General features: G+C 48.3%; 2 tRNA genes and 2 rRNA genes. All 4 read left to right on the top strand.

The annotated features are described in order from the left end of the window. Window positions 1-113: ribosomal RNA gene (locus tag K7H08_RS18320) — 16S ribosomal RNA — on the top strand; the annotation flags it as partial. A 191-nt stretch (window positions 114-304) separates the two neighbouring features. Beyond that, a tRNA-Ile gene (locus tag K7H08_RS18325) sits at window positions 305-381 on the top strand. Window positions 382-483: 102 nt separating this feature from the next. Further along, window positions 484-559 (top strand) — tRNA-Ala (locus tag K7H08_RS18330). Window positions 560-786: 227 nt separating this feature from the next. Beyond that, window positions 787-1,020, top strand: a 23S ribosomal RNA gene (locus K7H08_RS18335); the annotation flags it as partial.

Here is a 1,020-nt window from a genome sequence, read left to right on the forward strand (position 1 = left end):
CAGAAGTGGTTAGCTTAACCTTCGGGAAAGCGATCACCACGGTGTGGTTCATGACTGGGGTGAAGTCGTAACAAGGTAGCCGTAGGGGAACCTGCGGCTGGATCACCTCCTTAAACGATGCATCATCCCTCGCGGTAAGCGCTCACAATGAATTACCTGATCAGATAATAGAGCAAACGGTAGCTAGTTTAGCTGTCATAAGGGTCTGTAGCTTAGTTGGTTAGAACGCACCCCCTGACCTTAAATGGAAAGCAGGGTGAGGTCGGCTAACAGGCTTATGGTGCCCAATGATAGTTGAATACCCGGGTCTGTAGCTCAGTTGGTTAGAGCGCACCCCTGATAAGGGTGAGGTCGGCAGTTCAAGTCTGCCCAGACCCACCAATTTTATTCAGTACGGCGTTATTTTATGACTCGCATAGCAGGCTATGCGTCTCCATAAAATGTCTTGTCCTGTATAAAATTACCCGGAAAAAGTAATACGATGGGGCCATAGCTCAGCTGGGAGAGCGCCTGCCTTGCACGCAGGAGGTCAGCGGTTCGATCCCGCTTGGCTCCACCATTTTGTTGTACGTTACCCACCGTTTGTTGATGTTTTGTGATCATTGATAAGTCAAGCGCCGCAATTGTGTTGCCTTATCACTGTTCATCGAACAGTCGCTCTTTAACAATGTATATCATGCTGACATAAACGTTTTAAAACGTTTATACGTAATTGTTTTGTGATACGTCTCAAGCGTATCCGGCAATCGTTATCATTGCGAGATACCAGACTCCTTCGGGTTATAGGGTCAAGCAATGAAGCGCACACGGTGGATGCCTAGGCAGCCAGAGGCGATGAAAGACGTGGAAGCCTGCGATAAGGCTCGGCGAGGTGGCAAACAACCTGTGACCCGGGCATTTCTGAATGGGGAAACCCACTCATCATAAGATGAGTATCTTGCGCTGAATATATAGGCGTAAGAGGCGAACCAGGGGAACTGAAACATCTAAGTACCCTGAGGAAAAGAAATCAACCGAGAT

This window comes from Halomonas sp. IOP_6, assembly GCF_021151565.1.
In the GTDB taxonomy this organism is placed as follows: Bacteria; Pseudomonadota; Gammaproteobacteria; order Pseudomonadales; family Halomonadaceae; genus Vreelandella; species Vreelandella alkaliphila.